24 protein-coding genes are annotated in these 22,819 nt (G+C 68.6%); 13 read left to right on the forward strand and 11 right to left on the reverse strand.

The genetic code is table 11. From position 1 onward, the window contains the following. Nucleotides 1–17 precede the first annotated feature (17 nt). On the forward strand, nt 18–644 hold the full coding sequence (locus C5E07_RS04000; RefSeq protein ID WP_104298530.1) for an A24 family peptidase: 627 nt from the start codon (nt 18–20) through the stop codon (nt 642–644). Nucleotides 645–742: 98 nt separating this feature from the next. Here C5E07_RS04000 and C5E07_RS04005 read toward each other — a convergent pair whose 3' ends face one another. From C5E07_RS04005 to fbaA, 6 genes are all read right to left on the reverse strand, one after another. Beyond that, nucleotides 743–2,143: an aspartate ammonia-lyase gene (locus C5E07_RS04005; protein ID WP_104298531.1), complete on the reverse strand. Its 1,401-nt coding sequence runs from the start codon at nt 2,141–2,143 to the stop codon at nt 743–745. A gap of 62 nt (nt 2,144–2,205) precedes the next feature. Next, a complete protein-coding gene (locus C5E07_RS04010; RefSeq protein WP_104241635.1) occupies nt 2,206–2,853 on the reverse strand; it encodes a DUF4245 family protein in 648 nt (215 codons plus the stop codon). Beyond that, the gene (locus C5E07_RS04015; protein WP_104241634.1) at nt 2,853–3,089 is read right to left on the reverse strand and encodes an exodeoxyribonuclease VII small subunit; all 237 of its coding nucleotides are present in this window, start codon (nt 3,087–3,089) and stop codon (nt 2,853–2,855) included. The genes C5E07_RS04010 and C5E07_RS04015 overlap by 1 nt, the downstream gene beginning before the upstream one ends. Continuing rightward, complete coding sequence (gene xseA / locus C5E07_RS04020; RefSeq protein WP_258063774.1) at nt 3,086–4,366, reverse strand: exodeoxyribonuclease VII large subunit; 1,281 nt, start codon at nt 4,364–4,366, stop codon at nt 3,086–3,088. Before xseA ends, C5E07_RS04015 begins: the two co-directional genes overlap by 4 nt. Nucleotides 4,367–4,576: 210 nt before the next feature. Next, the gene (locus tag C5E07_RS04025; protein ID WP_146080500.1) at nt 4,577–5,023 is read right to left on the reverse strand and encodes a DUF6264 family protein; all 447 of its coding nucleotides are present in this window, start codon (nt 5,021–5,023) and stop codon (nt 4,577–4,579) included. Beyond that, a complete protein-coding gene (gene fbaA, locus C5E07_RS04030) occupies nt 5,020–6,045 on the reverse strand; it encodes a class II fructose-bisphosphate aldolase (RefSeq protein WP_104241631.1) in 1,026 nt (341 codons plus the stop codon). Before fbaA ends, C5E07_RS04025 begins: the two co-directional genes overlap by 4 nt. 232 nt (nt 6,046–6,277) lie before the next feature. Between fbaA and glpX the strand changes: the two genes are divergently transcribed. Continuing rightward, on the forward strand, nt 6,278–7,210 hold the full coding sequence (gene glpX / locus C5E07_RS04035) for a class II fructose-bisphosphatase (protein ID WP_228496858.1): 933 nt from the start codon (nt 6,278–6,280) through the stop codon (nt 7,208–7,210). A 163-nt stretch (nt 7,211–7,373) separates the two neighbouring features. On the opposite strand, the gene C5E07_RS04040 is transcribed toward glpX, so the two are convergent. Continuing rightward, on the reverse strand, nt 7,374–8,597 hold the full coding sequence (locus C5E07_RS04040) for a DNA recombination protein RmuC (RefSeq protein WP_104298534.1): 1,224 nt from the start codon (nt 8,595–8,597) through the stop codon (nt 7,374–7,376). Between the two features lie 30 nt (nt 8,598–8,627). Next, the gene (locus tag C5E07_RS04045) at nt 8,628–9,257 is read right to left on the reverse strand and encodes a 3'-5' exonuclease (RefSeq protein ID WP_258063775.1); all 630 of its coding nucleotides are present in this window, start codon (nt 9,255–9,257) and stop codon (nt 8,628–8,630) included. Between the two features lie 68 nt (nt 9,258–9,325). Here C5E07_RS04045 and ychF point away from each other — a divergent pair, with 68 nt between their 5' ends. The 4 genes from ychF (at nt 9,326) to C5E07_RS04065 (ending at nt 11,799) form a co-directional block, all read left to right on the forward strand. Further along, nucleotides 9,326–10,399 (forward strand): redox-regulated ATPase YchF, encoded by a 1,074-nt coding sequence (gene ychF / locus C5E07_RS04050; RefSeq protein WP_104242123.1) that lies wholly within the window; start codon nt 9,326–9,328, stop codon nt 10,397–10,399. Nucleotides 10,400–10,432: 33 nt separating this feature from the next. Further along, a complete protein-coding gene (locus C5E07_RS04055; protein ID WP_104241628.1) occupies nt 10,433–10,714 on the forward strand; it encodes a type II toxin-antitoxin system RelE/ParE family toxin in 282 nt (93 codons plus the stop codon). After that, a complete protein-coding gene (locus C5E07_RS04060; RefSeq protein WP_104298535.1) occupies nt 10,689–11,009 on the forward strand; it encodes a HigA family addiction module antitoxin in 321 nt (106 codons plus the stop codon). Before C5E07_RS04055 ends, C5E07_RS04060 begins: the two co-directional genes overlap by 26 nt. Before the next feature lie 91 nt (nt 11,010–11,100). Continuing rightward, the gene (locus C5E07_RS04065) at nt 11,101–11,799 is read left to right on the forward strand and encodes a mismatch-specific DNA-glycosylase (RefSeq protein WP_104298798.1); all 699 of its coding nucleotides are present in this window, start codon (nt 11,101–11,103) and stop codon (nt 11,797–11,799) included. 41 nt (nt 11,800–11,840) lie between these two features. Here C5E07_RS04065 and C5E07_RS04070 read toward each other — a convergent pair whose 3' ends face one another. Beyond that, the gene (locus C5E07_RS04070; RefSeq protein ID WP_104298536.1) at nt 11,841–13,034 is read right to left on the reverse strand and encodes a N(5)-(carboxyethyl)ornithine synthase; all 1,194 of its coding nucleotides are present in this window, start codon (nt 13,032–13,034) and stop codon (nt 11,841–11,843) included. Nucleotides 13,035–13,186: 152 nt separating this feature from the next. Here C5E07_RS04070 and C5E07_RS04075 point away from each other — a divergent pair, with 152 nt between their 5' ends. The 3 genes from C5E07_RS04075 (at nt 13,187) to C5E07_RS04085 (ending at nt 17,872) form a co-directional block, all read left to right on the forward strand. Then, nucleotides 13,187–15,424: a hypothetical protein gene (locus tag C5E07_RS04075; RefSeq protein ID WP_104298537.1), complete on the forward strand. Its 2,238-nt coding sequence runs from the start codon at nt 13,187–13,189 to the stop codon at nt 15,422–15,424. Continuing rightward, nucleotides 15,421–17,193 (forward strand): HSP90 family protein, encoded by a 1,773-nt coding sequence (locus C5E07_RS04080; RefSeq protein WP_181057778.1) that lies wholly within the window; start codon nt 15,421–15,423, stop codon nt 17,191–17,193. Before C5E07_RS04075 ends, C5E07_RS04080 begins: the two co-directional genes overlap by 4 nt. A gap of 67 nt (nt 17,194–17,260) precedes the next feature. After that, a complete protein-coding gene (locus C5E07_RS04085; protein WP_104298539.1) occupies nt 17,261–17,872 on the forward strand; it encodes a dihydrofolate reductase family protein in 612 nt (203 codons plus the stop codon). Between the two features lie 52 nt (nt 17,873–17,924). Here the strand turns inward: C5E07_RS04085 and C5E07_RS04090 are convergent, their stop codons facing one another. Next, complete coding sequence (locus tag C5E07_RS04090) at nt 17,925–18,359, reverse strand: hypothetical protein (protein WP_104298540.1); 435 nt, start codon at nt 18,357–18,359, stop codon at nt 17,925–17,927. Nucleotides 18,360–18,539: 180 nt separating this feature from the next. Between C5E07_RS04090 and C5E07_RS04095 the strand changes: the two genes are divergently transcribed. Continuing rightward, on the forward strand, nt 18,540–18,938 hold the full coding sequence (locus tag C5E07_RS04095) for a VOC family protein (protein ID WP_104241621.1): 399 nt from the start codon (nt 18,540–18,542) through the stop codon (nt 18,936–18,938). A gap of 69 nt (nt 18,939–19,007) precedes the next feature. Then, entirely contained in the window at nt 19,008–19,367 is a 360-nt protein-coding gene (locus tag C5E07_RS04100; protein WP_104298541.1) for a DUF2695 domain-containing protein, read from the forward strand. Nucleotides 19,368–19,373: 6 nt separating this feature from the next. Here the strand turns inward: C5E07_RS04100 and C5E07_RS04105 are convergent, their stop codons facing one another. Next, nucleotides 19,374–19,736, reverse strand: a complete 363-nt coding sequence (locus C5E07_RS04105) for a TraR/DksA C4-type zinc finger protein (RefSeq protein ID WP_104298799.1) — start codon at nt 19,734–19,736, stop codon at nt 19,374–19,376. 138 nt (nt 19,737–19,874) lie between these two features. On the opposite strand from C5E07_RS04105, the gene C5E07_RS04110 reads away from it, so the two are divergent. After that, nucleotides 19,875–21,125 (forward strand): NAD(P)/FAD-dependent oxidoreductase, encoded by a 1,251-nt coding sequence (locus C5E07_RS04110; RefSeq protein WP_104298542.1) that lies wholly within the window; start codon nt 19,875–19,877, stop codon nt 21,123–21,125. A 31-nt stretch (nt 21,126–21,156) separates the two neighbouring features. Next, nucleotides 21,157–22,722 carry a cryptochrome/photolyase family protein gene (locus C5E07_RS04115; RefSeq protein ID WP_258063776.1) on the forward strand — a complete coding sequence of 522 codons (1,566 nt, stop codon included), beginning with the start codon at nt 21,157–21,159 and terminating at the stop codon, nt 22,720–22,722. Nucleotides 22,723–22,819: the final 97 nt, after the last annotated feature.

Raw genomic sequence — 22,819 nt, forward strand, 5'->3', positions numbered from 1 at the left:
CTGACTAGTGTCCGGGCATGGCAGAACGTGCGGAGGCCGACCCCCTTACTGGGACGGGGCCGGATCCCCTGCGCGGTGCTTCGAACGCGCAGGGTCAGAACCCGCGGTCACGGTGGTCGCCCGCCGGAGAGGCGCTGTGCGTCGGGGCGCTGCTCATGGTGGGCGTGGCATCGGCGGTCCCGCAGCACCCGGAGCTCCTGCCGGCGTCGCTCGCGGTCGCAGCGGTCACTCCGCGACTCGTGGCGGTGGATGCTCGCGAGCACCGGCTGCCGAACCGCCTCGTCGCGCTCGGGGCGCTCGGGGTCTTTTTCTCCTGGTTCGCCGACTGGGCGCTGCACGGAACGCCGGATCTTCTCGCCGCCGCCACCGGCGCCGCGGCGGGGGCTGTCCTGCTCGTCCTGGCGCTCACCGGCGGCCTCGGCATGGGCGATGTGAAGCTCGGGGCCGTGCTCAGCTGGGCGGCGGCGCTCATCGACCCCTCGCTCGCCGTGCTCCTCGGCGTGCTGGCGATCCTCATCGGGGGAGTGCAGAGCGTCGTCGTCCTGGCACGGACCCGGGATCGCCGTCGCAGCATCGCGTTCGGGCCGGCGCTGCTCGCCGGGTACTGGCTTCCTGTCTTGTGGCTCGCCGTGCCGTTCGGGTAGTGCCGGCGCTCGCGCTCGTGCTGTCGAGGCGCAGGCCTCTGGGGACGCAGAAGGCCCGCCGGGTTCTCCCGGCGGGCCTTCTGCTGTCGGCTCTTCGCCTACAGGTTGGGCGTGGTCATGCTGAGCACGTCGAGCTTCTCGTCGAGCTGCTCTTCCGTGATGTCGCCGCGCTCGACGTAGCCGAGGTCGATGACGGACTGGCGCACCGTGACCTTGTTGGCAACCGAGTACTTCGCGATCTTGGCTGCCGCCTCGTACCCGATGATGCGGTTGAGCGGGGTCACGATCGAGGGCGACGACTCGGCGAGCGCGCGGGCACGCTCCTCGTTCGCGACGAGGCCATCGACGGTCTTGTCGGCGAGCACACGCACGCCGTTGGAGAGGAGGCGAATCGACTCGAGGAGCGCGGTTCCCATGACCGGGATCTGCACGTTGAGCTCGAACGAGCCGGATGCTCCGCCGAAGACGATGGCAGCGTCGTTGCCGATGACGCGCGAGGCGACCATGAGCACGGCCTCAGGGACGACCGGGTTCACCTTGCCCGGCATGATCGAGGAGCCCGGCTGCAGGTCGGGGATCTGGATCTCGCCGAGTCCCGTGTTCGGGCCTGAGCCCATCCAGCGGAGGTCGTTGTTGATCTTGATGAGGCTCACCGCGATGGTGCGCAGCGCGCCGGAGGCCTCGACGAGGCCGTCGCGTGCGCCCTGGGCCTCGAAGTGGTCGAGGGCCTCGGTGAGCGGGAGCTTCGAGTTGTCGGCGAGCTCGGCGATGACCTGCTGCGAGAAGCCGGCAGGCGTGTTGATGCCGGTGCCGGTCGCGGTGCCGCCGAGGGGGACCTCAGCGACGCGCGAGATGGTCGACTGCACGCGCTCGATGCCGAGGCGGATCTGACGGGCGTAGCCCGCGAACTCCTGTCCCAGCGTGACCGGGGTGGCGTCCATGAGGTGCGTGCGCCCGGCCTTGACGGTGGATGCCCACTGCTGCGCCTTGCGGTCCAGGGCCTCGGCGAGGTGCGTGAGACCCGGGATGAGGTCGTTGAGGAGCGCGTCCGTCACGGCGACGTGCACGGAGGTCGGGAAGACGTCGTTCGACGACTGCGACGCGTTGACGTGGTCGTTGGGGTGGACGGGGCCGCCGAGGCCGCGCGTCGCGAGTGTCGCGAGGACCTCGTTGATGTTCATGTTCGACGAGGTGCCGGACCCGGTCTGGTAGACGTCGACCGGGAACTGGTCGAGGTACTTGCCGTCGATGATCTGCTCAGCGGCCTCGACGATCGCGTCGGACACCGGCTGCTCGATGATTCCGAGCTTCGCGTTGACGATCGCGGCGGCGCGCTTGATGCGCGCGAGGGCGATGATCTGGCCCTGCTCGAGACCTGCACCGGAGATGGGGAAGTTCTCGACTGCGCGCTGCGTCTGCGCGGCGTAGAGGGCGTTCTTGGGAACGCGGACCTCGCCCATCGTGTCGTGCTCGATGCGGTACTCGTCTTGATTTTCCACCACGTTGTGTGACCTTTCCAGGTAGCCGATCTCTGTCCGAGCCAGCCTATCGAGTCCTGGCCTCAGTCGAGGTCGGCAGCGACCAGCTCTGCCAGCTTCGTCACCGTCTCGGGGGAGTTGTTGCCGTAGACGAGGTAGGCCTGGCCGTCCTGCTCGTGGACGAGCATGTAGGCCCGGTTGCCTGCATCCTCCGGGCTGAGGTCGGTCGCGTCGTATTCGATCCAGTCGAGGCCGCCGACCTGCACGGTGCCCGTCGGGGTGCGCTCGCGCGTCGCGTCCAGCAGCCAGGTGGGGTTGACGCCGATGCCCTGGCTGACGCCGACGTACTCGGTGGGTGCGCCCTTCGGGCCGACCAGGAAGCCGATGTACCACTCGCTGACGCCGTCGGCGCTTGTGCGGATCTCGGCTTCGTTCGCGGTCCAGTCCGCCGGAACCTGAGGAACGACCAGCGGGGCGGCGAAGTCGCCCTGCGCGCTCTGCGCCTCTGATGCGAAATCGACGTCGAAGGTCACGGGAGTGTCGTTGCGCGGCACGATCGCCACGATGAACAGCACGAGGCCAAGCGACACCAGGAGCGAGTAGACGAGGTTGTTGATCGTCTTGCGCTTCCGGTATAGCCGCGAGGACTCGGCCTTGCGCGCGAACGTCTCCTCCGGGGTCTCCGGCCGCCCGAGTTCCGCGACGACCGGTGGCTGCTTCTGCTTGGCCATCAGGCCTCGTCCAGAGCTTCGTCGTCGCGTCGACGTGCCGCCTCGAGGCGCTTCCTGGCGCCGAGGAGCCAGGACTCGCAGTGCGCGGCGAGCTGCTCCCCGCGCTCCCAGAGCTTGAGCGACGCCTCGAGGGAGGCGCTGCCCTGTTCGAGCTGGCTCACGACCGAGATGAGCTCGTCGCGTGCCTGCTCGTAGCTGAGCTCGGCGATGTCGGTCTGTTCCTGCATGGTGGTCATTCTACGTTCGCCTCCGTTGCGCCGTCCGGGGCGCCTGGTGTGATGATGGCCTCGCCGCCGAGCGACGAGGCTGAGATGCGGCCATCGGCCGTTCGGATGCGGAGCTCGGTCGACGCGGGGGCGTCCTGCCATCCGGTGACGAGCGACTTCGCATCACCGTCGACGCGTTCGACGATGGAGTAGCCGCGCTCGAGCGTGCCCTGCGGCGAGAGGCCACGCAGGTGCCTCGCCAGCGACTCGAGCCGGTCGTGTTCGCGGTCGATTCGCCGAGTGATGAGCTCTTCGCCGCGTTGGGAGGCGCGCATGAGCTCCTCGCCGCGTTGGTCGATGATCCAGGATGGGTTTGCGAGCGCTGGCCGTGAGACGAGCGACTCGAGGGCGTTGGACTCGCTGCGCACGCGGTCGACGATGCGTTGCAGGATGCGGGCTCTGGCCTGCTGGACGCCGGCGAGCTCCTCCGCGACGTCCGGTACGACGCGCTTGGCGGCGTCTGTTGGAGTGGAGGCGCGCAGGTCGGCGACGTCGTCGAGGATCGGACGGTCGGCCTCGTGGCCGATGGCGCTGACGACGGGCGTGGAGAGCGTCGCGACGAGGCGCACCAGACTCTCGTCGCTGAACGGCAGCAGGTGCTGGAAGTCGCCGCCGCCTCGGGCGACGATGATGACGTCGACCTCGGGGTCGGCGTCGAGCTCGCGGAGCGCGGCCGAGACCTCGGCAACGGTGCGCTCGCCCTGCACCGGGGTGTGGATGGTGCGGAACTGCACCGCTGGCCAGCGGAGCTCGGAGTTGCGGCGCACGTCCTTCTCCGCGTCGGACTCGCGGCCCGTGATGAGGCCGATGGTGCCCGGCAGGAAGGGGAGGGGCTTCTTGCGCTCGTCGGCGAAGAGACCTTCTGCCGCCAGCTGCTTCCGGAGCCGCTCGAGCCGCTCGAGAAGATCGCCGAGCCCGACGTGCCGGAGGTCCGAGACCTGCATCGACAGCGTTCCGCCCTTGACCCAGAAGTCGGGCTTGATGCTGGCGATGACGCGGTCGCCCTGCTTGAACTCGCCGTCGAGACGCTGCACGACGCTGCGCCAAGCGGTCACCGACAGGGTTGCGTCAGCGTCGAGGTCCTTGATCTTCCCGTAGGCGTGCCCACCGCGGATGCTCCAGCCGGTGAGCTCTCCCTCGATCCAGACCGACCCGAGGCGTGCGATCCAGTCGCGGACGAGCTCTGAGACGACGCTGACGGGCCACGGCGCATCCGGCGTTGACTTCGGGGGCTGGATGACGACCACGTGCCTCTTCTCGAATCTGATGTCTCCCGCTGCGATCGCGGAGGGAGCGTGCTGCTTGGCACAGAGAATCGGCCGCCGCATGCGAGATCGAGGATATCGCGTGCGGCGGCCGATGCTTCAGTGCTGTGGAGAACCCGGCCCGCCCGGGCGGCCAGGTGGCTCGCCCGGGCAGGCACGTGGTGACGTCAGCGTGACTGCTGTCGCCACGCCCTACGTGGAGGTTGGCGTCGGCGTCGGCAGGGCGCCGCTCGAGATGGCTTCGAGCAGCTCACCGTGCATCAGGATCGCGGCGATCGTGAAGCCGAAGATCGTGATGAGGGTGACGACGGCGCCGATGATCGGGATCCACATCGCCCGCTTGCCGGCCTTCCAGCGGACGAGCGTCAGGTACAGCGTGAGGGCGTAGATCGCCGGCAGTACCAGGACAGCGGTGGTGGACAGGGAGCCGAGACCCTCAGGTCGCACGTAGCCGCTGATCCCGAAGTCCTCGTAGAGCAGGGCCATCTGGCCCGCCAACGAGTTCTCCGTGAACGTCGTCATGTTGAGGACTGTGGCGACGAGGCCGAGCACGAGGAACCCGATGCCGAGGAAGCGGTCGTTCTTCCGCTTTACCTCCTGCACCGAGTCCTGCGGCTCGGATCCCGGCGTCACGCTCACGCGGCCGAGTGACCGAACGAGCCGAGCTGCTTGGTGGCCTCGATGATGCGAGCCGCCATGGCGGTCTCGGCCTTCTTGCCCCATGAGCGGGGGTCGTAGACCTTCTTGTTGCCCACTTCGCCGTCGATCTTGAGGAAGCCGTCGTAGTTCTTCAGGACGGTGTCGGCGACGGAGCGGCTGAACGCGTACTGCGTGTCGGTGTCGATGTTCATCTTGATGACGCCGTTGCGGACCGCCTCGGCGATCTCCTCGTCGGTCGATCCCGAGCCGCCGTGGAAGACGAGGTCGAGCGGCTTGGCACCGGTGCCGTACTTGGCTGCGAGGCCTGCCTGGATCTCCGCGAGGAGCTCGGGGCGCAGCTTGACGTTGCCCGGCTTGTAGACGCCGTGGACGTTGCCGAAGGTGAGCGCGGCCATGTAGCGGCCTCGGTCGCCGAGGCCCAGGGCCTCGACGGTCGCGATGGCGTCGTCGAGCGTCGTGTAGAGGTGCTCGTTGATCTCGTGCGCGACGCCGTCTTCTTCGCCGCCGACGACGCCGATCTCGACTTCGAGGATCTGGTTGTTGGCCTGCGTGAGCTTCAGGATCTTCGACGCGATCTCGAGGTTCTCCGTGAGCGGCACAGCCGAGCCGTCCCACATGTGCGATTGGAAGATCGGCTCGCCGCCGCGCTTGATCTGGTCAGCGGATGCCTCGAGGAGCGGGTAGACGAAGCCGTCGAGCGCGTCCTTCGGGCAGTGGTCGGTGTGCAGCGCGACCGTGATCGGGTAGTTCTTCGCGACCTCGTGCGCGAATGCGGCCATGGCGAGCGCACCGGAGGCGCGAGCCTTGACGGACTGGCCGGCGAAGTAGTCGGCACCGCCCGTGGTGACCTGGAGGATGCCGTCTGAGCCGGCTTCGGTGAGACCCTGGAGGACGGAGTTGATCGTCGACGAGCTGGAGACGTTGATCGCTGGGTACGCGAAGCCGCCTTCCTTGGCTCGGTTCAGCATCTCGGCGTACTGGTCCGGTGTTGCGATGGGCATATGTGCTCCTTCAGCGCTTGGAACTTACGACTGAAGTCTAGCCAGGGCCGCCGACTTTCTCCGAGCGCTCGTACTAGGGTTGAGAACCGGATGGCGCGGAGCAATGGTGTCGTGTGATTGCTCGGCGAGAACGTCCATAACGCCAGCGAAAGGGACCCTTGTGACCTCATCTTCCGCCACTTCAACTCCGGAGCACGGGCAGCTCTTCGCGAACCCCGACCGCAACCTCGCTATGGAGTTGGTGCGTGCGACCGAGGCTGCGGCCATCCGGGCGACGCCGTTCATCGGGCGAGGTGACAAGAACGCCGCCGACGGTGCGGCGGTCGACGCCATGCGCAAGTTCCTCTCGACCGTCGATTTCGCCGGCGTCGTCGTCATCGGCGAGGGCGAGAAGGACGAAGCCCCGATGCTCTTCAACGGCGAGCAGGTCGGCAACGGGCAGGGCCCCGACTGCGATATCGCCGTCGACCCGATCGATGGCACGAGCCTCACGGCCGCTGGCCGGCAGAACGCGCTGAGCGTCATCGCCGTGGCCGACCGCGGCTCGATGTACAACCCGAAGGACCTCTTCTACATGGAGAAGATCGTCACGGGTCCCGAGGGTGTCGGCGTCATCGACCTGGCCCGCCCGATCGGCGAGAACATCCGCGCCCTCTCCAAAGCGAAGAACAAGCCGGTCGAGGACATGGTCATCGCCGTGCTCGACCGTCCGCGCCATGAGGAGCTCATCAACGAGATCCGCGCGGCGGGTGCCGGCACGCAGCTCATGCTCGACGGCGACGTCGCCGGTGGCATCAACGCTGCGCGAGGCACTGGTCGCATCGACATGTGCGTCGGCATCGGCGGAACTCCTGAGGGCATCATTACGGCGTGCGCCATCAAGGCGCTCGGCGGCGTGCTGCAGGGCCGGTGGTACCCGCGCAACGCCGAGGAGCGCGAGCGCGCAATCGCTGCCGGGCACGACCTGGACGCAGTGCTCACGCAGGACGACCTGGTCCGCACCGAGAACACGTACTTCGTGGCGACGGGTGTGACCGACGGTGGACTGTGCGCCGGGGTTCGCCGGTCCGGCAACCGCATCTTCACGGACTCGGTGGTGCTCCGGTCCCGCTCCGGCACCGTGCGCCGTGTGACGGCCGAGCACCTCGCGGACAAGTGGCTCTGATCTCCGTCGGCAGCTGACGCAGGTCTTCTGGAGCTGCCGCCAAAGCGCTGCCAGTCTGATGTTCCCGGCGTTCACCGTCGCGGCATCGGGCTGGCAGCGTTTGTCGTTGAGGAGCCGTTCGCGTGCGGTTCTTCCGGGAGTTCGCCTGTTCGCTGGGTCTGGGTCAGCGCTCCGTGAACTCGGGCTGTGTTTCTCGATGCTCGGTGAGCTCGGGCGCGGTGAGCCCGCGAAGCTGCTCCTCGACGGGGCGCGGCGTGCTGATGGGGGAGCCGATGTTGAGGGCGTCCAGCTTTCGAGCGGTGGGGAGGACTCGCGTCTCGAGGGAGCCCAGGAACGCGTTGTAGCTGGTGGTGGCGCCAGCCAGCGACCGGCCGAGCTTGTCGATGTGCGTGGCCAGCGTGCCGAGACGCGTGTGGAGCTGGGTGCTGAGCTCGAAGATCTCGTGGGCCTGGTCTTCGAGCACGTCCTGCTGCCAGGCGTAGGCGATGGCGCGGAGGGTGGCCCAGAGCGAGACGGGAGACGTGACCGCGACTCCGCGGTGGATCGCGTCTTCCAGGAGCGACGGGTCGGAGGCGACCGCGGCCGAGAGCGCCGACTCGCTGGGGACGAACGCGATGACCAGTTCGGGGGATCCGGGCACCGCGCTCGGGTAGCCGCGCGCGGCGAGGGCGGTGACGTGCGAGCGAAGGGCCTTCGCGTGGTCGCCCATGAGACTGCGCCGGCGTGCGGTCTCCTCCTGGTCGCCGAGTTCGCTGAGCTGGCTCGCGGCGAGGTACTTCGCCATCGGGGCCTTCGCGTCGATGACGAGGTGCTTGCCCCCTGGCAGGTGCACGATCATGTCCGGGCGGCCCGCGCCCTGCTCCCCGGTGAGCGTGACCTGCGTGTCGAAGTCGACGCGCTCGATCATTCCGGAGGCCTCGACGATGTTGCGAAGCTGCGCCTCGCCCCACACGCCTCGTGCCTGGTTGGACTGCAGCGCGGAGGCGAGCGAGTCGGTGGTCACCCGCAGGCGCTCGTCGGCTTCGTGCTGGTTGCGGAGCTGCTCGCTGAGCTCGCCGTGCTGCTGCAGGCGCTGCTCCTCGATGGCGGCGACGGCGCGGCGCATGAGTTCGAGCTGCTTGTTCACCGGGGCGAGCGCCGTGAGCACCTGCTGTTCGCCGACGTCCTTCGTGCGGCGCGCCTCGAGCTGCGAGCGTTCCCGTGCGAGCACCTCCTCGAGATGCTGCTCGGCGGTGGAGCGTGCCTCGCTCGCAGCGAGGGCGCGTGCGCTGGCACCCGCGAGCTCGGTCGCCAGCTGTTGGCGCTGGTTCGCTCCTCGCATCGCGGCGATCGCGAATCCGACGATGAGGCCGAGAAGGAGGCCGATGACGAGCGGGAGAAGGTCCATGCATCCACCCTCGCAGGTGCCTCCGACATTTCAGGCGAAGGTGGCCGCCGCGGTGAGTGTCGCGGCGAGTTCCCGCTCCCTGCTGAGCTCGATGCGCTCGATGTCGACGCCCGTCGAGGCGCACACGTCGGCGAGTTCCGCAGCTCCCAGCCTTCGCGAGACGTCGACGACGATGGCGGCGCTCGCCTCCGCATCGGAGACGGGGTCGTGGTGCACGAGCGTCGTGAACCCTGCCGCCTCCGCGGCCACCGGGAGGCGGTAGGAGTGCAGCTCGTAGCTGCGTCTCGCGAGTCGGAGCGAGCAGAAGTAGGCGAGAGGTGGAAGCGTCGTGTTCGTCGCAAGGCTGATCGTGACGGCCACGCCGATGTCGAAACGTGCGTTGTGCGCGACCAGCACATCGTCTCCGACGAAGGCCAGGAGACGGGGGAGCTGCTCCTCCCACGTCAGAGCACTGCGGGTCATCTCCCGGCTGATGCCGTGCAGCTGGACGTTGAAGGGCAGGAACGCGTCGTGGGGCTGCGGGGGCTGGATGAGCCAGCTGGCGCGATCGACGACGGCACCGTCCCGCACCTTGACGAGTCCGACGGCGCACGCTGAGGCGGGGGAGCCGTTGGCGGTCTCGAAGTCGATCGCGGTGAAGTCGATGGTCACGTCATTCATGGTGGCACGAACCTGGCGTCGGTCGAATCGGGTGTGGCGCATCCGGTGGGCAAGTACGATAGGTGCTCGTGGCTCTTACTCTTGGCATCGTCGGCCTGCCCAACGTCGGCAAATCGACCCTTTTCAACGCACTCACGAAGAACCAGGTTCTCGCGGCGAACTACCCGTTCGCCACGATCGAGCCCAACGTGGGGGTCGTCGAGCTGCCGGATGCACGGCTGAAGGTGCTCGCCGAGATCTTCGGCTCCGAGCGCATCCTGCCCGCCGCCGTGTCGTTCGTCGACATCGCCGGCATCGTGCGCGGCGCGAGCGAGGGCGAGGGGCTCGGCAACCAGTTCCTCGCGAACATCCGCGAAGCTGACGCGATCGTGCAGGTCGTGCGCGGCTTCGAGGACGGCGACGTCGTGCACGTCGACGGCAAGGTCGAGCCCGCGAGCGACATGGAGACGATCAACACCGAGCTGATCCTCGCCGACCTGCAGACCATCGAGAAGGCGCTCCCGCGCTTCGAGAAGGAGGTCAAGCAGAAGCGTCTTGACTCGTCCGTGCTCGAGGCGGCGAACGAGGCGAAGGCGGCGCTCGATGAGGGCACGCTGCTCTCGGCCACCAAGATCGACCTCGAGCCCATCAAGGAGCTCGGCCTGCTGACGGCCAAGCCCATGATCTTCGTCTTCAACATCGACGAGGCCGCGCTGAGCAGCGAGGAGAAGCTGGCTGAGCTCGCGGCGCTGGTCGCTCCGGCGAAGGCGATCTTCCTCGACGCGCAGACCGAGTCCGAGCTCATCGACCTCGACCCCGAGGAAGCCGCCGAGCTCCTCGCGTCGCTCGGTCAGGATGAGTCGGGCCTCAGCCAGCTCGCCCGCATCGGCTTCGACACGCTCGGGCTGCAGACCTACCTCACCGCCGGCCCCAAGGAGTCGCGCGCGTGGACGATCCGCAAGGGCTGGAAGGCGCCAGCGGCGGCCGGCGTCATCCACACCGACTTCGAGCGCGGCTTCATCAAGGCCGAGGTCATCTCGTTCGAGGACCTCGTCGAGACCGGCTCCACCGCCGAGGCTCGCGCCAAGGGCAAGGCCCGCATGGAGGGCAAGGAGTACGTCATGCAGGACGGCGACGTCGTGGAGTTCCGCTTTAACGTCTAGCGTTATTGACGCTCTGCGTTATACGCTGACCTCGTGATCAGATCGTTCGGGAGCAAGGAGACCGAGCGCATCTGGCGCGAGCAGTATGTCAAGGGCGTCGATCGGGCGGTCCAACGAGCAACCCTGAGGAAGCTCGAGCTGATCCATGCGGCGAAAGATGCGGAAGATCTGAGGATCCCTCCGGGGAACCGCCTGGAGAAGCTGGCTGGCGATCGACGCGGTCAACACAGTATCCGTGTGAACTCCCAGTGGCGTATCTGCTTCGTCTGGAGAGAGGGAGGGGCGGAAGATGTCGAACTCATCGACTACCACTGACGCGGGTGTGATCGAGCCGATCCACCCAGGGGAGATCCTGATGGAGGACTTCATCGAGGGGTTCGGCATCACGCAGAACAAGCTCGCGGTGTCCATCGGTGTGCCTCCGCGTCGGATCAACGAGATCGTGCACGGCAAACGCGGCATCACCGCCGACACAGCGATCCGACTGGCGCGGTACTTCGGGACGTCGGAGGAGTTCTGGATGAACCTGCAGTCGAACTACGAGTTGCGGCTCGAGCGCAGGGCTCTGCGCGACAAGGTCGCCGCGATCACACCGTTGAAGGTCGCATGACGGATCTGTCGATCGGTGTCTCTGCGCACGGTGACGCAGTCGACGCTGAATGCCTGTCGCCGTGACTCCGCATGGCTCGGATGGCGTGAAGATGTCGTCCCTTTCTCCGCCTCGTGCGGCTGGAGTCGAGATCGACCCGTCGACTTCCTCGTCGGTCCCGGCCAGGGAGCGTCGCGCGTCCCCACTCGGCGGACGCAAGCCCGTGACCGCCGAGCTGGCACAGTTCCAGACGCCCGATGAGCACGCCATGGACGACATCCTCCCCGTCGACCTCGCGACGGTTCGTTTGCTTATCGTGGGCGTCAACCCGGGACTGTGGACGGCCGCGGTCAATGCCCCCTTCGCGCGACCCGGCAACCGATTCTGGCCATCGCTCCACCGGGCCGGCTTCACGGATCACACCGTCGACGCATCGCGTGGCTTGTCTGCGCCAGACGAGCAGCAGCTGCTCCGGCGGGGCATCGCGCTCACGAACCTCGTGGGCCGAGCCACGGCGCGTGCCGACGAACTGACGCCCTCGGAGCTGCGCGACGGTGGGCAGCGAATCATCGAGCGAGTGAAGGAGATGCGGCCCGACGCTGTCGCCGTCGCCGGGATCACCGCATTCCGCATCGCGTTCGGCCTGCCGAAATCGAAGCTCGGACGCCAGGAGGCGGGGACCGTGCGTGGCTGGCCAGAGGACGTCGACCTGTGGGTCGTCCCGCAGCCCAGCGGGCTGAACGCGCACGAGACGATCGACACCCTCGCCGCCAAATGGCGAGAAGTCTGGGATTCGCTTCCTGCCGAGTGACGACGCGGCTCGCACGTCACGGAAACTCCAGGCATGCTCCGTCAGGACGCGAGCGGCACCTGGGCGGCGGCAACGCGGTGCGGGTACTCGGCCTCGCGCCCCTGGAAGCTCAGGATGCTCGGGTTCTGGATCACGCCGTCCCGAATCTCGATCGCGCGGGTGAGCGTCGCACTCTCAGCCCACGCCTCCGGGCCTTCGAGAGCGGGGCGGAGGAACGGGAGCAGGGCCTCGCTGATGTCCCAGGTCGCGGAGTTCCACAGGTAGGACGGGCTGTGGTCGACGGCGTAGTAGTTGACGCCCTGCCCGACCGTGAACATCGGCTGCTCGAACGTCGTGGGCCGTGCCCACTCGAACCCCATGCCCTCGTCGCAGGAGACGTCGATGATGAGGCTCCCCGTCGAGAACCGTGCGAGGTTCTCCGTGAGGAGGTAGGTCAACGGTGCGGCGACATCCTGGAACGTGCAGTTGACGACGATGTCGTAGGTGGCCAGGAAGTCGGGGAGCAGCCAATCGCCCTGCTCGGTGCTGACCGTGCTCAGGTGCGTCGGCCCGTCATCTGTGTTGAGCTGCGTGATGTGGGCGTTGTGGATGGGGGAGCCCACGGCCGCCGCGCCGCGCTGTGTCAGCACCTCGATGTCGTGGATGCCGTGCGCGTTGAGCGCCGTCACCGCGCCTCGAGCGGTCGCACCGAAGCCGATCACCACGGCCCTGAGGCGAGGGCCGTAGAGACCCGTCAGCCCGATGAGGCTGAGCGCGTGGATGACCGAGCAGTAACCGGCGAGCTCGTTGTTCTTGTGGAACACATGCAGGCTCATGTCACCCTGCGGTGTCCAGTGGTTCATCGCCTCGAACGCGATCAGCGTCAGCTTCCTGTCGATGGCGAGCTGCGTCACCTCCGGGTCCTGGACGCAGTGCGGCCACCCCCAGAGCACCCGCCCTGGTGTGAGCGCCGCGACATCCGCAGCCTGCGGCTTGGGGAGCAGGAGCACGTCAGCGGAGGCGAGGACTTCGGCTCGCTCGGCGACCCTGCCGACACGCGATTCCACGTAGCCGGGCTCGAGCTGGAAGTCGGCCCCGTAGCCGCGCTCCACGATCATGCGAGCCCGCACGTCCGCGTCGATCCGATCGAGGTGATGCGGGTGGAGGGGGAGCCGGCGTTCGTTCTCCATCGAGGAGTCGGCGAGGACACCGAGCGAGAGCAGCGGAGCACGGGTGGAGGCGACAGCGGACGACATGGGATCCCATCATTGGGGAACCAGAGTCAGCTCCTGCCCTGACAGTACGCCCATTTCGGGCAGGCGCATTCGCTAGGGTGACCGGCAGCCACCTTCCCCAGCGTCCAAGCGTGCGGTGACCTCGGGAAGCAGACCGCAGCTTGGAGGCCCAGATGATCGCGTACTCAGAGATCGCCACGCTCGACGCCGAGCAGCACGAGCGCATCCAAGCTCTCTTCGAACGCAGCTCCGCGATCTGGGACCTTCCCGAGGACGAGGGCAAGCTCGAGGTCTGGGACGAGTTCATCGAGGACTGTGAGCGCGCCGAGTTCCCCCACCTCATCGCGAGCGCCCGCTTCGGCCAGTACACGACTCTCGTCAAGGCGGGACTCGCGGTCCGAGCGCTCGATGCGTACGTGCGGCTCATGCAGGTCATCCACCGCCACGGCGACCTCATCGCGCCCGAGAACGTCGGGCGCATGCTCAATTCCATCGCGACCGCGAGCATGACGCTCGTCGACGACCCGGCGGTGTCGCTTGAGCAGATCGCCCGCGCCATCGACCTCGTCGAGCAGCAGATACGACAGCGCGGTGCCGACATCGTGGGCGTCTACGTGGCGCGCGCCGTGGTCTCCGCGGCCAGGGGAGACGCCGACGCGACGTTCGACTGGATCCAACGGTGGCGATCCGAGAACAGCGTCGAGTGGCGGCCGGACGACTCCGGCGTCATCCAGATGGAGCTGCCGCTCGTCGCGCGCTTCGATCTGCCGCGCGCGACGGAGACGCTCGAGCAGCGGCTGCGGATGCTCGAGATCGACCCGGGTCAGTTCGACGCCACGCGTTCCGACGCGGAGAACGCCACGCCACTCCTCATCCTGCTCGCCTCCTTCTACGTGCGCGCCGGCCGTCGAAGCGATGCGAACCTCATCGCCGACCAGCTCCTCGCCGGGATCGGGGCCTCCCGACTCGCGCGAGACGGGGTCGCGGAGTTCCTCATCCCAGTCCTCGAGGAGCGTCCGGAGGCCGCGCTCGAGGCCGTCGACCACACCCTCCGCAACCTGCACCTCGACGGGAGCGACTGGGAGGCCACCGCCGCCACGGCGCGCAACCGCATCCTCGCCGATCCGGCCGGGGACGAGGGCGCACTGCTGCGAGCGCTCGCCGAGGAGGCTGCGGCCTCGCTCGACCGGCGCGGCGGAACCGACGTGCACTCGCGGGAACTCGACGAGTTCTGGTGGGCCGGCCTGCCCGCACCCACGCGACCGGAGGTGCTCGATGACGAGGACGTCTGGGGTGACGTGGAAGAACGAGCGGAGACGATCCTCGCGTCCGGCTGGCTGCCGCGCACCGCCTCGGTCAGCATGGACGAGCCGCCCATCTCCATCAAGCACCGCTACGTCGCGCACCTCGGCGCCACGATGGACCTTCTCTCGGCCGAGACCTCCGAGGACGCCGACGCCCTCGCGGCCTCGCTCTCCGCGCGCTCGGAGCAGCTGAAGTGCGCCACCACTCGGTACTGCGTGCCGCTGCTGCATGGCCTGCGCGCCGGTCAGCAGGGCGACATCGCCACGCTCGTGCGCGACTTCCGCGCGGCCCAGGTGGAGCTTCGGAACGACTCGGACGCGATCGAGGACTCCATCGCGGCCATCGGCGAGCGCTTCTTCGCCGTGACCGTCGACCAGGCGGTCGCCGCGCCCGACGTCACGTGGCCGGAGATCGAGGAGCTCATCGAGGCGGAGGTGCGCCTCCGAGCGGTCACCGGGGGACCCACCGCCCATCTGACCCTCGCACGCGCGGAGGTGGCGGCTCACCGCGGCGACACGGCGTCGCTGCGCGCCGCCCTCGAGCAACTCGGACCCCAGCTGGAAGCGGAGAGCCGCATGCTCGATCGGGTCACGGTCGACCTCGAAGTCGTCCGCCTCACCGCGTTCGCGGCGCCTGCGTTCGCGGCGGCAACCGCGAGAAGGATCCTCGCGGACGGCGACGCTGAGCAGGTGCGCGCCGCGACCGCCTGGCTGTGCTGGCTGGACGCTCGGTCAGGGAACAGAGCCGAAGCCTCGGCCGAGCTGGCCCGCATCCTCGAGAGTGTCGACGGCGACGTGGACGCGTTCGGTCCGCTGCCCGGATGGGTGCTGCTCGAGGGGATAGCCGCACCCGGCGTCGAGCTTGGGCCGCTCATCGACGCGCTGCTGGCGGACGTCGACGAGTCGCCGAGCGACCTGATGATCTTCGCCGCGTGCGGCAGCGCCCTGCTCGCCACGGCCCCCGACGACCCTCGAGGGCCGGACCTCCGTGCGCTCGCCGCCGACATCACCCGCCGGCTGGATGCCCGAAACGGCGATGACCGCTGGAGCACCTGGGTGCGCGAGAGATGGTTCGCGGGCGACGCTTCCTTCGGGGCGTCCGCATGAGCGGGGAGAGCTTCCGCGTCGACCTGCGCGGCATCGTCGACATCCTGTCCCATCACCTGTACTCGAGTCCGCGCGTGTACCTCCGCGAGCTCATCCAGAACGCCAGGGACGCGGTCGTAGCCAGAAGCGAGCTCGATCCGACCGCGCCCCAGGAGATCGCGGTCGAGGTCGAGGACGGTGGGGCCGTGCTGGTCCGCGACCATGGCATCGGGCTGACCGAGGAGGAGATGCGGTCGGTGCTCGCCACCATCGGCGCGTCGAGCAAGCGCAGCGACTTCACCAGAGTGCGCCGACAGTACCTCGGCCAGTTCGGCATCGGCCTGCTCTCCTGCTTCCTCATCGCGGATCGCATCGAGGTGCGCTCGCGCAGCGCGCGCTCGGCGGACGCGCCGACGATGAGCTGGGTTGGGAGCTCGGACGGCACGTTCACGATCACACCCGCGGAGACTCCGTTGCCGGATGCGGGCACCGAGGTGCGCGTTCAGGCTCGCGCCGACGACCGAGAATGGGTCGACCCGGTGCGGGTGCGTCTGCTCGCCGAGCGCTTCGCCAGCCTGCTTGAGCTCCCGATCTCGCTGCGCACGAGTCTCCGGCAGCCGCCAGAGCTCGTCAGCACCGGGACGCCACCGTGGCGGACCTCCGACTTCGAGGCGGCCGAGTGGTGTCGCCGTGAGCTCGGGTTCATGCCCCTCGCGGTGCTCCCCGTCGACGTCCCGACCGCGGGTGTGGTCGGCGTCGCCTTCATCTCGGACAGCCCGGGGCGGGTCGGGAACCGACACGGCGACACGGTCTACTCGCGCGGCATGTTCGTCGCCGACGACAACGTGCAGCTCGCTCCGAACTGGGCCTACTTCGTGCGGCTCGCCGTCGAGGGCGGCGACCTGCCCCTGACCGCATCCCGCGAGTCCCTCCAGGACTCGTCCGCGATCGGCGAGGTGAAGGCCCAGATCGGCACGCAGCTCCGGCAGGGCATCGAGCACTTCGCGCTGCGCGATCCGGTCGGCTTCGACCGATTCATGGACGTGCACGCGAAGGGCATCCTCGCGATGGCGGCGGGGGACGACGACATGCTCGACCTCGTGATCGGCCACGTGCCATGGGAGACCAGCGAGGGCACGATGACCCTCGCCCAGATCCTGCGCATCTCGGACGACGTGCAGTACACCGCCTCGATGACCGACTTCACGGCGTTCGCGCCGCTGCTTCGCGCGAGGAAGGCGCTGCTGGTGAACGGCTCCTACGTGTACGGGAGCGAGATCCTGCGCAAGGTGCGCGAGCGTCGTGGGCACGCGGCGCGCGTTCGGGCGTTCGAGCCCCACTCGTTCCTCGACGAGCTCCCGGAGCCGCGTGACGACGACGCTGCGGCTCGAGGATTCGGACCGCAGGCGCGCATCATCCTCGACCGGCTCGGGGTCGATCTCGACCTGCGGGAGTTCGCCCCTGCATCCACTCCGTCCCTGTTCGTCGCCGCATCGAGCGAGCAGAACCGGGGTCAGCCGGCCGATGCCGACGCGGATGCGGACCCTTGGGCGGACCTCCTCAGCGCACCGACGGCGCCACCCACGCGGCCGAGGCTCGTCATGAACGTGTCGAGCGACGCGGTGCGCTCGCTCGGGCAGGTGCGTGACGAGCGCGTGCGTGCCGAAGCGATCAGCGGACTGTACGTCATCGGCCTCCTGAGGGCCGGCGAGACGCTCGACGAGCGGCACGGTGAGCTGCTCAGCAGCACGCTGCACACGCTGATCGCCGCGGCGGGCTCCGGGGCGTGACAGGGCGACGAGACCGGGAGTAGGGTCGCGGTCACGGGCCGATCTCGCGTCGACGGAAGGACTCCCGATGTCCGACACCACCTGCCACATGTCCATCTCCCTGGACGGCTTCGTCGCGGGCCCCGAGCAGAGCGCGGAGCATCCGCTCGGCCGACGAGGGCACGAGCTGCACGGCTGGCACATCGGCGACCCGAGGGCGACCGACGCCGACGAGGTCGCGACCGGCTGGCTCATGCGTCCCCGCGGCGCCTATGTCATGGGCCGGAACATGTTCGGTCCCGTTCGCGGCGAGTGGGATGAGGATTGGCGCGGGTGGTGGGGTGACGAGCCGCCGTACCACGCGCCGGTCTTCGTGCTCACGCACCACGCACGCGACCCCATCGAGATGCAGGGCGGCACGAGCTTCCACTTCGTCACGGGCGGCTTCGACGCGGCCTACGCCAGGGCCGTCGAGGCCGCTGGAGGCAAGGGCGTCGACATCGCCGGCGGCGCTTCCACCGTTCGACAGGCGCTCAACGCGGGGGTTGTCGACGAGCTCACGCTCGACGTCGCGCCAGTGCTGCTCGGCTCCGGCGAGCGGATGTTCGACGGCGTCGAGGTGTTCGACTACGAACCCGTCGAGGTGCTGCACTCGCCCCTGTCGACGCACATCCGCTACCGGAGGTCGGCCAAGCGCTGACCGCACCGGGCCGGCAGGGGTCTGCCCGTCATCTCTCCTCGAGGGGCTCAGTTCAGCCGGCGGCCTTGCGGACGTGGTCCGCGATGGTCTTCTCGGTCTCGGGGGTGAGGCTGATGAGCGCGAACGACGTCACCCAGAGGTCGCCGTCGTCGAGCTGCGCTGCCTCCTCGAACCCGAGCGTCGCGTACCTCGTCGTGAACTTCGAGGCCGCCTTGAAGAACACGACGACCTTGCCGTCGGCGTCCGTGTAGGCGGGGAACCCGTACCAGGTCTTCGGCATGAGCTGCGGGGCGACCTCCTTCACGATGCGATCGACGCCCTCGGCGAGCACTCGATCCTCGTCCGTCATCTCTGAGATGGCCTTCTGGATGGCACCGTCGCCCGCGGCGCGGTTCTTCCCGGCCTTCTGCTCAGCGCGCAGCTCTGCGGCGCGCTGCTTGACCGCGTCCCGCTCGTCCTTCGACAGTCCAGCCGTCTTCTCCGCCATTGCGCGCTCCTTCTCCGTGTTCCTGACCGGTGGTTCAGGACCAAACGTACGACCCATCGGGGCTGCGCGCTTCTCTGAAACTGCTTGGACCCGCCATCGAGGCCCCATGGCATCCCGCTCGCACCCAGCTCCGGCCAGCAGGATGGGCTGATCGTGATGGGCCGGTCTGAGGAGGCACGCATGGGACTTCGCTGGTATTCGACCGTCGTCGACGCGCACGACCACCGTGCGCTTGCGGCCTGGTGGGCGGAGACGCTCGACTGGCAGGTGAGCTTCGAGGACGAGAACGAGGCCGCGGTCATCCCCAAGTGGCTCGACGAGGAGAACCCGGGGGTGCCGTTCGAGCAGGTCGGGCCGGGACTCGTCTTCGTGCCGGTTGCGGACGAGCGGACGGTTAAGAACCGGCTGCACATCGACCTCGCCGCCCCGTTGCACGAGAGCCAGGTGGCGCACGTCGACGCGCTGCTCGCCCGCGGGGCCAGCCGAGCTGACGTGGGGCAGGGGGAGGACACCACGTGGGTCGTGCTGCGCGACCCAGAGGGCAACGAATTCTGCGTCCTCTCGTCTCGGGAGTCCTGAGCGCCGTCCCGCACACCACCCCCGCGAGTGGCCCGTCAGAATGTCGGTGGTCCGGTCCAAGATGTCGGCATGACAGATCAACGAATCGACAGAGAAGCCGAGTCCTTCGTGCGGAGCCTCGCCGGTGAGCTCCTTGCGCCGAGATCAGGGGAGTGCGTGCTCTGCTACGTCGCCGACCAGCTCGACGAGTTCGGATGCGATGGAACGCATCGGTTCTCGAAGTGGTACCAGGAGCGCCAGGCGCCGCGGGCAACCGCGCTCCTCGAGCGACTCGGCTGCATGGGCGCCTACTGCGACTGCGAGATCTTCCTGAACGCCGCTGATGCCGGCGAGGGCGAGCCCCAGGTCCTGCCAGCCTGCCTGGGCGTTCGTCGCGGGTCGACGCAGCCCTGCAGGCTCTGGTGGACGGAGCGCGGAAGCGCCTACTGACCTCGGTCAGCGACGCGGGAGCGACCGCTCCGCGCAGGCCACGCACTGCTCGGCGAACGGGCGCACGCGCAGTCGCTGGTCCGGAATCCGCCTGCCGCACGTCACGCAGACACCGTAGGTGCCCGCCTCGATGCGCAGCAGTGCTGCTTCGATCTGCCGGAGCTCCGACTTCGCGGCGTCGGACTGGCCTGCGAGCCTCGACCACTCCGCCGAGAGGGGCGCCCCATCTGGGTCGTGCTCGTCGTCATCGTTGAGCGACGCACGATCATGCACCAGCGTCTCGAGGGCGGCCGCGCTGCTCTCGACACGCCCTGCAGCGAGCAACCGCAGGGCCTCCAGGCGTTCCGCGTGCGTGTCAGCTCCATCCATGCCGCCATTCTCGTCCAGCATGCGCCAGAAGTCCTGACGGAACCCGAAGCGCCCTCATCGCTCAAAGTGCCCGAAGCGCTCAGGGGCGGCCCGGGTTGCTCACGGACAATGACGCACTACGCCATCGAACGGAGTTTTATGGACACGGACGTCGTCATCATCGGAGCCGGACTCGCCGGCCTTCGGGCAGCGCAGAGCCTCGAGTCTCGTGGACAGAGCGTGGTCGTCCTGGAGACGCACGACGAGGTCGGCGGACGAGTCCGCACCGAGGCCATCGACGGGTTCCTCTGCGACCGGGGCTTCCAGGTGCTCAACCCCGCCTACCCGGCACTCAGGGAGTGCGTCGACCTGGGGGCGCTCGAGCTGCAGAGCTTCGGCGTCGGGGCGATCGTGCGATCGGGCGAGAAGGCGACGACGCTCGCGCATCCGATCCGCCACCCTCAGCACGCGCTGCCCACCCTGCTGAGCGCGCACACCCCGCTCTCCGATCTCGTCGCGCTTGCCCGGTGGCTCGGCCCGACGCTGCTGAGACCCGACTCGGAACAGGCGGGCACCGACCAGGAGCTCGGCGCCTCGTTCGACGATGCAGGGCTCACCGGCCGCCTCCGCACCGACCTGCTCGACACCTTCCTCGCCGGCGTCCTCGCCGACAGCAGCGGCACCTCGTCTGCCGCCTACGTCAAGCAGCTCGTTCGCTCCTTCGCCCTTGGCGCGCCGGGACTCCCCAAAGACGGCATGCGCGCGCTGCCGGCACAGATGGCCGCGGGGCTCCACGAACCCGTGCGGCTCGGCACCGTTGCGCGCGACGTCGAGGAGACGTCTGGCGGGGTAAGGGTGACCACGGACCGCGGCACCATCCTGGCTCGCGCAGCGATCGTCGCGGTGGCACCCGACGAACTGCCCGCGGTGACAGGCCAGGAGGCGCCGGAGACCCATGGGCTGACGACCTGGTGGTTCCGGGCGACGGGTACGCCGCGAACCGGCCCCTTCCTGCTGCTCGACGCCTCGCGTGCTGGCGGGGGACCGGCTGGGCCCATCTGGAACACCGCAGTCATCTCGGAGGTCGCGCCCTCCTACGCCCCAGCAGGAGCGCACCTCGTGCAGGCGACGACTCTGCTCGATCGCCTGGACGGGCTGGCGAGCGAGGCGGAGGTGCGCCGCGATCTCGCACGCCTGTACAAGACCTCCACCGCGGATTGGGAGGTGATCACGCACCACGTCATCCCGCACACGCTCCCGGTCCAGCTGCCACCCCTGCGGGATCGCGGGCCACAGCTCCTGGGGGAGCGGGTCGTCGTGACCGGGGACCACCGCGAGACGGGGTCGATCCAAGGGGCGCTCGTCGCCGGCCAGCGAGCGGCAGCGGCAGTCGCCGAGTCCCTTGCCTGAGCCGGCCAGGAAGGGCGGCAGTCTGCGCCTGGTGTTCCCGAACCAGCTCTTCGAGGAGCACCTCGCAGCGCCGGTCGGCACCCGCTTCGTGCTGATCGAGCACGAGCTCCTCTTCCGCCAGTACCGATTCCACTCGCACAAGCTGGTCCTCCACCGGGCCTCCCTTGCGCGGTTCGCGAAGAGGCTCACCGGGCACGGCTTCGCCGTCGAGTACCTCGAGAGCAGCAAGGAGCTGCCTTCCAAGCGGCAGCTGGCCGAGCTCATCCGCCGCGAGGCGCCTCGCCGGGTCACGTGGTTCGACGTGGTCGACGACTGGCTCGAGCGCGACCTCCTCGGCGCGCTCGAAGCTGGTGGCTACACATGGAGCGGCGACGACGAGCTCGAGTCGCCCAACTTCCTCACTGGGCGAGCCGAAATCGACACGTGGTTCTCGGGCAACGATGCTCGCATGCACGCCTTCTACATCTGGCAGCGACGGCGACTCGGTCTCCTGCTCGACGAGGACGGTGAGCCCCTCGGCGGGCGGTGGTCGTTCGATGCCGAGAACCGCAAGAAGCTGCCCCGCGGGTATGTGCCACCGAAGGTCGCGCGCTTCGAGGGGCATCCCGTGCTGCAGCGGGAGGGGACGTTCGACCTCGACGCGCTCCTGGGGGACGAGCCGGCGGCAGGCAGCGCCGAGCCTAGGAACGCCGACGTCGAGGAGGCCATCGCGTGGGTCGGCAGCGAGTTCCCCGATGCCCCTGGCGACCCGACGACGTTCGTGTGGCCGACGGACGCCGACGAGGCCCAACGTCACCTGGCGGAGTTCGTCCGGGAGCGGCTTCGCGACTTCGGGCCCTACGAGGATGCGATCTCGAGCGAGCATCCCTTCCTCAACCACGGGCTCCTGACCCCGGCACTGAACATCGGCCTGCTGGACCCGAGGCAAGTCGTCCAAGCCGCGCTCGATGCGGCCGACACGGAGACACCCCTCGCCTCCCTCGAGGGCTTCGTCCGCCAGGTCATCGGGTGGCGCGAGTACATGCGGGCCACCTACCAGGTTCGCGGTCGAGAGCTGCGGACCTCGAATGCCCTGGAGCATCACGGGCGCCTGGCCCCCGGCTGGTGGCAGGGCACGACAGGACTCGAGCCGGTCGACCTCGTCATCTCCCGTGTCCTCGAGACCGGCTACGCCCACCACATCGAGCGGCTCATGGTGCTCGGCAACGCCATGTCGCTGCTGCGCATCCACCCCGACGAGGTCTACCGCTGGTTCATGGAGCTGTTCGTCGACGCGTACGACTGGGTGATGGTGCCGAACGTCTACGCGATGAGCCAGTTCGCGGCGGGCGCGGACATCACGACCAAGCCGTACGTCTCCGGCAGCAACTACCTGCGCAAGATGTCCGACCTGCCCGCTGGCGACTGGACCGCTCGGTGGGACGCCCTCTACTGGGCCTTCGTGGACGACCATCGTGCGGTGTTCGCGCGGAACCCGCGCACCCAGATGACCGTCGCGCTCCTCGACCGGATGGAGCCGGAGAAGCGGGCCGAGCACCTGGCGACCGCGGCCGAGATCCTGCGTCCGTCAGCAGCAGCGGCAGACGCGGACCGCTGAGCGGAGAAGCCGGCCACCGCAATGCCCGAATCCCGCATTTTCCTCCTAGGATCATGAGACGACGAGGACCGCGTCATCTCAAGATCCCGTCATCACA

Source organism: Pseudoclavibacter sp. RFBJ3 (assembly GCF_002931375.1).
Lineage (GTDB): Bacteria > Actinomycetota > Actinomycetes > Actinomycetales > Microbacteriaceae > Pseudoclavibacter.

Excerpts from the sequence above, each read along its gene's own strand:
- C5E07_RS04000 (WP_104298530.1), top strand. The coding sequence starts at position 18 with ATGGCAGAACGTGCGGAGGCCGACCCCCTTACTGGGACGGGGCCGGAT.
- C5E07_RS04010 (WP_104241635.1), bottom strand. The coding sequence starts at position 2,853 with ATGGCCAAGCAGAAGCAGCCACCGGTCGTCGCGGAACTCGGGCGGCCG.
- C5E07_RS04015 (WP_104241634.1), bottom strand. The coding sequence starts at position 3,089 with ATGACCACCATGCAGGAACAGACCGACATCGCCGAGCTCAGCTACGAG.
- fbaA (WP_104241631.1), bottom strand. The coding sequence starts at position 6,045 with ATGCCCATCGCAACACCGGACCAGTACGCCGAGATGCTGAACCGAGCC.
- glpX (WP_228496858.1), top strand. The coding sequence starts at position 6,278 with ATGGAGTTGGTGCGTGCGACCGAGGCTGCGGCCATCCGGGCGACGCCG.
- C5E07_RS04040 (WP_104298534.1), bottom strand. The coding sequence starts at position 8,597 with ATGGACCTTCTCCCGCTCGTCATCGGCCTCCTTCTCGGCCTCATCGTC.
- C5E07_RS04045 (WP_258063775.1), bottom strand. The coding sequence starts at position 9,257 with ATGAATGACGTGACCATCGACTTCACCGCGATCGACTTCGAGACCGCC.
- C5E07_RS04060 (WP_104298535.1), top strand. The coding sequence starts at position 10,689 with ATGTCGAACTCATCGACTACCACTGACGCGGGTGTGATCGAGCCGATC.
- C5E07_RS04065 (WP_104298798.1), top strand. The coding sequence starts at position 11,101 with ATGTCGTCCCTTTCTCCGCCTCGTGCGGCTGGAGTCGAGATCGACCCG.
- C5E07_RS04070 (WP_104298536.1), bottom strand. The coding sequence starts at position 13,034 with ATGTCGTCCGCTGTCGCCTCCACCCGTGCTCCGCTGCTCTCGCTCGGT.
- C5E07_RS04075 (WP_104298537.1), top strand. The coding sequence starts at position 13,187 with ATGATCGCGTACTCAGAGATCGCCACGCTCGACGCCGAGCAGCACGAG.
- C5E07_RS04080 (WP_181057778.1), top strand. The coding sequence starts at position 15,421 with ATGAGCGGGGAGAGCTTCCGCGTCGACCTGCGCGGCATCGTCGACATC.
- C5E07_RS04085 (WP_104298539.1), top strand. The coding sequence starts at position 17,261 with ATGTCCGACACCACCTGCCACATGTCCATCTCCCTGGACGGCTTCGTC.
- C5E07_RS04090 (WP_104298540.1), bottom strand. The coding sequence starts at position 18,359 with ATGGCGGAGAAGACGGCTGGACTGTCGAAGGACGAGCGGGACGCGGTC.
- C5E07_RS04095 (WP_104241621.1), top strand. The coding sequence starts at position 18,540 with ATGGGACTTCGCTGGTATTCGACCGTCGTCGACGCGCACGACCACCGT.
- C5E07_RS04100 (WP_104298541.1), top strand. The coding sequence starts at position 19,008 with ATGACAGATCAACGAATCGACAGAGAAGCCGAGTCCTTCGTGCGGAGC.
- C5E07_RS04105 (WP_104298799.1), bottom strand. The coding sequence starts at position 19,736 with ATGGATGGAGCTGACACGCACGCGGAACGCCTGGAGGCCCTGCGGTTG.
- C5E07_RS04110 (WP_104298542.1), top strand. The coding sequence starts at position 19,875 with ATGGACACGGACGTCGTCATCATCGGAGCCGGACTCGCCGGCCTTCGG.